At 72.2% G+C, this 5,947-nt stretch carries 6 protein-coding genes and 1 pseudogene; 2 read left to right on the top strand and 5 right to left on the bottom strand.

Annotation, left to right across the window (positions count from 1 at the left end; translation table 11 throughout):
- The 5 genes from Q0C41_RS29150 to Q0C41_RS29130 all read right to left on the bottom strand — a co-directional run.
- Positions 1–955: N-acetylneuraminate synthase family protein (locus Q0C41_RS29150; protein WP_291990151.1), on the bottom strand; the 955-nt coding region annotated here is incomplete at its 3' end.
- Positions 939–1,628, bottom strand: a complete 690-nt coding sequence (locus tag Q0C41_RS29145; RefSeq protein ID WP_291990149.1) for an HAD-IA family hydrolase — start codon at positions 1,626–1,628, stop codon at positions 939–941. The genes Q0C41_RS29150 and Q0C41_RS29145, both read right to left, overlap by 17 nt.
- Positions 1,621–2,568, bottom strand: coding sequence for a hypothetical protein (locus Q0C41_RS29140; RefSeq protein ID WP_291990147.1), 948 nt, complete (start codon positions 2,566–2,568; stop codon positions 1,621–1,623). Before Q0C41_RS29140 ends, Q0C41_RS29145 begins: the two co-directional genes overlap by 8 nt.
- Positions 2,565–3,746 (bottom strand): DegT/DnrJ/EryC1/StrS aminotransferase family protein, encoded by a 1,182-nt coding sequence (locus tag Q0C41_RS29135; protein WP_291990145.1) that lies wholly within the window; start codon positions 3,744–3,746, stop codon positions 2,565–2,567. Before Q0C41_RS29135 ends, Q0C41_RS29140 begins: the two co-directional genes overlap by 4 nt.
- A 25-nt stretch (positions 3,747–3,771) precedes the next feature.
- A complete protein-coding gene (locus Q0C41_RS29130; RefSeq protein WP_291990143.1) occupies positions 3,772–4,359 on the bottom strand; it encodes a hypothetical protein in 588 nt (195 codons plus the stop codon).
- 246 nt (positions 4,360–4,605) lie between these two features.
- On the opposite strand from Q0C41_RS29130, the gene Q0C41_RS29125 reads away from it, so the two are divergent.
- Both Q0C41_RS29125 and Q0C41_RS29120 read left to right on the top strand, forming a co-directional pair.
- Positions 4,606–5,421: a flagellin gene (locus Q0C41_RS29125; RefSeq protein WP_291990141.1), complete on the top strand. Its 816-nt coding sequence runs from the start codon at positions 4,606–4,608 to the stop codon at positions 5,419–5,421.
- A gap of 259 nt (positions 5,422–5,680) precedes the next feature.
- Positions 5,681–5,947: pseudogene (locus tag Q0C41_RS29120) on the top strand (flagellin FliC); the annotation flags it as partial.

Genomic DNA, 5,947 nt, shown 5'->3' with positions numbered 1-5,947 from the left:
ACTCGGCCCCCAGCGCGCCGGCCGGCCGCAGCGCCGCGACGTCGTCAGCCACGACGACCGTGCCCGCGGGGAGCGCGCGGCGGGCATACAGGCCGCGCCGACTGGGGATGATGTTGGGCCGCTCCGCCTCGGCAGGCACCCGCTTGCCGTCGCCCATCGCCTCGTGCGCACGCGCCAGGCGGCGCACGATGTCCTCCAGTTGGTCGGGCGTCGACGACACCGGCTCGTCGATGGCCCCGGTGCCTGGCAGGCAGACGTGGCGCTCGTACAGCGTGGCGCCCTGCGCGTAGGCCAGCAGCGCGGCATCGGCGCCCATGCCGTGATCCGACAGGCCCGTCGGCAGCTTGTACTCGCGCGCGAGCGTGGCCACCGCACGGAGGTTCTGCGCGGCGTCCGGGGTCGGGTAGGCCGACACGCAGTGCAGCAGCGACAGCGACCGCGCCCCGGCCCCGACCGCCCAATCCACCGCGTTCCAGACGTCGCTCTCGGTGCTCATCCCCGTCGAGAGCATGACGGGTAACCCCGTGCGCGCGACCTGTTCGATCAGCAGCACGTGCGTCAGGTCGCCGCTGGCCACCTTGAACGCATCGATGCCGAGTCCCTGCAGCAGCGTGACCGCGTCGCTGTCGAAGGCGGTGGCGATGGTCACCAGACCGCGGGCGCGGGCCTGCGCCAGCAGGGTGGCGTACGCCTCGGGCTGCAATTCGAACTGCGCGAAGAAGTCACGCAACGACGCCGCGCGCACGTGGGCCGGCGCCGGGGCGTCGGCCACCAGCAACTCGCGCGCATCGAAGACCTGCAGCTTGACGGCCCAGGCCCCCGCGTCCGCGCACGCGTCCACCAGCCGCCGCGCGAGGTCGATGTCCCCGTTGTGGTTCAAGCCGATCTCGGCCACCACCCGCATCGGCCCGCCGGGGGCGATGGAGTGCCCGGCGATCTCAGCAGGGAGCGGCATGGCGTGTCTCCAGCACGTGCGCGACCCGAGCCGGCACCGCCTCGAGACCGACGACGACGACGGCGGTCGCGTCGGCCGGCGGATCGATCCGACGATGCACCACGTGAATCGGGTGGAGGCCGGCGGCGGCCGCTCCGGCGATGTCCTTCTCGGGATGGTCGCCGACGAAGACCGCCCGCGCCGCCTCGACGCCGAGGCGGCCGAGCACGGCGGTGAAGCACACGCGCGCCGGCTTGCCGTCGGGCGCGTGCTCCTGCGCGTAGACCACCGCATCGACGAAGGGCTCGAGCTGCAGGGCGGCCACCTTGGCCCGCTGCGTCGCCGGCAGGCCGTTGGTCAGCACACCCAACCGGTGCCCACTGGCGCGCAGTCCGACCAGCAGGTCGCGTGAACGACGCGGCAACCGCAACCGCGGTCGGTGAGTGCGCAGGATCTCCACCAGGCGCGGCACATCGCCACTCGGGAGGGCGAAGGCCCGGCACAGGGCCTGGAAGAGTCCTTCCCGCCCATGGTCCCGGAACCGGCGCACCAGAAAGCGGAAGATCACCCGCGCCGGCATGCCGGTCTCGGCGGCGATCGCCTGTGACACGGCCGCATAGCCGCTGAGCGCGAAGCGCCGCTCCGGATAGAGGGTGTCATCGAGGTCGAAGATGACGGCAGTCGGATCACCCACGGCGCGCCGCCTCCACAACGGCGGCAATCTCTCGTGCCACGCGCCGGGCGCCGCGGCCATCCACGGCACGCGGCCCCGCCTGCCTGACGTGGCGCCGCCCGGCAGCGTCGTCGGCGATCCGCTCGAAGCGGTCGCCGATCCGCCGCGCAAGGGCGCGCAGGGACGCCGAAGGACCGCCGGCGTCGACGGTCAGTCGGCGCGCCGCAAAGCCGCGAATCGTCGGGCGCTGCGCCGGCACCACCGGCACCGCCACCGTCGGGACACCTGCAGCCACGGCTTCGTACAGCGACACCCCGCCTCCCACGATCGCCACATCGACACGCGCGAGCCACGGCGCGAGTCCGTCGGGCGCCGCGACCATCGTCGGCGGCGCCACCCGATCGGCGCCTGCGTCGGCCGAGCCAGTGGCGAACACCATCAGTTTCGGCCGTCGGCGGATCAGTTCGGCCGCCACGGCGCGGGCCCAGGAGGCGCGCGGACCGCCGCCGAGCGAGATCAGCACCGTGGTGACGACACGGGCGACGCGGGCGCGCCGCGGAGGCCGGATGACGGCAAACGGGAGACCGCGCAGGGTGCGAGCCGCAGGCCAGCCAGCGGCGGGGCTCGTGACACTGCCATCGATGGCCAGCGTGGTGGCCAGTCGGCCGCGACCGAGGTCGTGCAGGCTCACCACCGGCACCCCGCGCCGACGGGCCGCCGCGAGCCACGCGCGCCCTGACGTGGCGTGGGGGTCGTCGAGCACCAGGACCGCCGGGCGTACCCGGTCGAGCACCGTGCCAGGGGCGCCCGCCGGGGCCCGGCGCAGACAGGTGGGGGCACCGCCACCGCGGACGCTGACGAGGGACGGGCGACGGAGCGACCGGGCGAGGACCTCCGCGCGCCGGAGGTGTCCGTGGCCGAGGCGGGGCCCGGCGGCGACCCGAAACAGCGCGTAAATCATGCGCGTCCGGACAGCAGCCGCGCGATCGTCTCGACGACGCGATCGGCATCGGCCAGGGGCATCCCGCTCCAGAACGGGAGCGACAGGGCATGGTCGCTGTGGTGCTCCGCGTTGGGGAACATGCCACGGGCGAGGGAGAACCGTTGCGCGTAGTAGGAGTGCAGATGCAGCGCGCGGAAGTGGACGCTCGTGCCGATGCCCTCGCGGCCGAGCGCTGCCTGGAGCGCATCCCGCGTCCAGCCGCACCGATCGGGCTCCACCATCACGGTGTAGAGGTGGCGCGCGTGCGTCCAGCCCGCCGGCATCGGCGCCGGGCGCCCCAGCGGCAGGGCCCGCAGCCCCGATTCGTACCGATCCCACAGGCGGGCGCGGTGGGCCTGCATCTCGGCGAGCCGCGCGAGCTGCGCCAGGCCGAGGGCCGCCTGCAGGTCCATCATGTTGTACTTGAAGCCGGCCATCACGACGTCGTACTGCGCCGGCGCCCCCGGTGCGTAGCGCGCCCACGCATCGCGCGAGAGGCCGTGCAGCGCCGCCACCCGCATCCAGTCGGCGTCGTCGGCCGACGCCGTGGTCACCATGCCGCCCTCGCCCGTGGCCAGGTTCTTGGTCGAGTAGAAGCTGAAGGCGGTGAAGTCGGCGATGGTGCCGATGCGCTGCCCGTCCACGCTGGCGTCGACGCAGTGCGCGGCGTCCTCGACGACGCGGAGGCCGTGGCCGTCGGCCAGGGCCCGGAACGCGAGCGGGTCGGCAGGCCGCCCCGCATGGTGGACCGGCAGCAGCACCCGCGTGCGCGGCGTGAGGGCCGCCGTCGCCGCGGCGATCGACAGCGTGCCGGTGTCCCGATCCACGTCGGCGAACACCGGGGTGGCGCCTGCGTGCAGGATCGCGTTGGCCGTGGCGCAGAACGTCAGCGGCGGCGTGACCACCTCGTCGCCCGGCGCCACGCCGCAGGCCAGCAGGGCCAGATGGAGACCGGCGGTGCAGGAGTTGAGGGCCACGGCCTCCGGCGCCCCCACGTGCTGGGCAAACGCTGCCTCGAACGCCTTCACGCGCGGCCCGGTGGTCAGCCAGCCCGAGGCCAGGACCTCGGCGACGGCCGACAACTCGGCCTCGCCCATGTCCGGGCGGGCAAGCGGAACGAAGGCGGGGCCAGTCTGGGCCCGGGGGCCGGTGGACATAGGTGCGACTCGGGGTCCTGCGGGGTCAGGCGCTCGGCACGGGCACCAGTGCCCGGACCTGGACCTGCCCTTCGGCCAACCGGACCTGCCAGGCCTCGAGGGCCGCGGTCAGGTCGTACTCCAGTGCGTCAGCCGCGGACACCCAGTCCCCGGCGCGAGCGCTCGTCTCGAGCACCTCGGCCACACGCTCGACGGCGGCCACATCGTCCCCCAACCAGTCGCCCCCTGCCAAGCCTGCGTGTCGCGCCCACATGTCGGCGGTGTGCACGAGCGCGGCGAGCAGGGCCAGGTTGTCGGCCAGGCCGGCCAGTGCCGGCTGGTGCTGGGCGGCATCGGGACGACGCAACTGGGACGCGACGTCACGCGCCTCGTCTCCGAGGGCCGGCAGGTAGCGCAGGGCGTCCTCCAGGGCGCAGGAGGCCAGGACGGCCACCGGCGTCGTCTCGAGGTCGATCTCGTCGACGTCGACGAGGCTGCGCGTCAGGATGTCGGGCTCCCGGAATGCCGGTTCGTCGACACCATTGATGCGGAGGGCCGTCACTATGCGCCCCCCCTGGCCGAGGACGGGTTCCACGGCGGAGAGCAGCGCATCGATGGTAATCGGCGCATTCACGGCCGGGATTAACGCGGAATCTACGCGAAGTGTGGGCATCAAGGTCTCCATACCGTGCTGGACAGGAGCAAACGCGGGGCCAGCTCGCGGCGACCACGGCAACCGGGCACGGAAGTTGGATTGTGTCGGGGTGGCAGATGAACGGGCGGTGTGCGGGGCGTGTGCGCCTACCGCGCTCAAGACCCGCACACGCTGGCCGATTCCCTTTGCGAGCCCCTTAAGGCTCCGCTCCCGGAGGAGTACATCATGGCGTCGTTCTCGGTTGTCACCAATGTGTCTGCGGTCAACGCGCAGGCCAATCTGTACCAGACCAACATCGGTCTGCGTCAGGCCCTCACCCGTGTGTCGAGCGGCTACCGCATCAACTACTCCGGCGACGATGCCGCCGGCCTGGCGGTCGCGAACCGGTATCGGTCGGACGTCGCGGTCCTGCAGCAGGGCGTGCGCAACGCCAACGACGGCCTGTCGGACCTGCAGATCAAGGACGGCGCGCTGGACAACATGTCCAAGCTGCTCGACCGTCTCGCCGTGCTGGCCACCCAGGCCGCCTCGGGCCAGACCACCGCGAACTCGCGCGCCACGCTGGACGCCGAGTTCCAGGACGTCCTCGGCGAGATCACGCGCGAATCCCGCGTAGCGCGTCTGGACGTCGCCGGAGCGACGCAGGGCTTCTCGGTCTTCGTGAGCAGCAACGGGACCGACGGCGTGGTCGCCGGGACGATCGGCGACGTGGACATCACGGCCCTCGGCCTCGCCGGCCAGTCGATTTCCAGCCAGGCGGGGGCCCAGATCGCGGTCTCGACCGTGACCACGGCCATCACCAACCTGGGCGTCGTGCAGGGCCAGGTCGGCCAGTTGCAAAACCGTCTGAGCTACGCGATCAGCCTGGCCCAGAGCCAGATCGTCAACACGAAGGGCGCCGAGAGCCGCATCCGCGACGCCAACGTCGCCGAAGAGTCGGCCAACCTGACGCGCTACTCCATCCTGAATCAGTCCGGTATCGCGGCGTTGGCCCAGGCCAACCAGTCCACGAGCGCCGTCTTGTCGCTGCTCCGAGGCTGACGTCCGAGAGGATCCCCTCCTCCGGGGAGGGCCCGTCGTCGTTGCCACGACGACGGGCCGCGCCCCCAGCCCCTGGCGACGCGGGTCGCGGCTCGCTCCCCTCCGCCCCGCCTTCTCCACCGCCCCGTCACGAGTGCCCCACGCCCCGCCCGCGGGCTAAAGGTCCGTCGGCGCCTGGCGATTACCTCCCTGTCGGGCACCACGGATGGTGCTCCCCGGTTCGCAAGGATGCGATCCGGAACGGTCAAGGAGGATCGTCATGGCAAGTTTCTCGGTCATCACCAACGTCGCCGCCAACAACGCGCAGGCCAACCTGTACTCGACCAACATCGGTCTGCGTACGGCCCTCACCCGCGTGTCGAGCGGCTTCCGCATCAACAACTCCGGTGATGACGCGGCCGGTCTCACGGTCGCCAACGGCTATCGCTCGACGGTGGCCGTCCTCAACCAGGGCGTCCGCAACGCCAACGACGGCCTCTCGGATCTCCAGATCAAGGACGGCGCGCTGGACAACGTGTCCAAGCTG

Source organism: Luteitalea sp., from assembly GCF_022842525.1.
Taxonomy (GTDB): Bacteria; Acidobacteriota; Vicinamibacteria; order Vicinamibacterales; family Vicinamibacteraceae; genus Luteitalea.
The sequence above is the reverse complement of the archived record's forward strand: the minus strand, read 5'-3'. Positions and strand labels throughout refer to the sequence as shown.